Consider the following 287-nt stretch of genomic DNA (forward strand, 5'->3'; position numbering starts at 1 on the left):
AGTAATGAACATAGTCACCGGATACTGCTTATCCGTGGCGACATAGACCACATTCTCTTTGATGCAGACCTCACCACACTGGCCGTTATCCGTCGCCCCGGTCAGAGATGTTGAAACGATCTCAGGATTGCTGAAAGGCGTGACGATTCGGTTCGGATGACCAACGGCTATCGGGATGATCTGGTTAACCCCCGGCTTCATCGTCAGTAAGGGGTTTTCATTCATGCTGCCCACAACCTCATGGGAGCTTTGTCCTGACGTCACAGGGGCAGGAACATCCTTTTTCA

Annotated in this window: 1 pseudogene; it reads right to left on the reverse strand. The window is 51.6% G+C overall.

Features of this window, described 5'->3' with window-relative positions:
• Window positions 1-225, reverse strand: a pseudogene (locus tag BHE89_RS01155) (conjugal transfer protein TraK); the annotation flags it as partial.
• Window positions 226-287 lie beyond the last annotated feature (62 nt).

The sequence above is a fragment of the Shigella sp. FC1967 genome, assembly GCF_001743005.1.
Taxonomy (GTDB): Bacteria; Pseudomonadota; Gammaproteobacteria; order Enterobacterales; family Enterobacteriaceae; genus Proteus.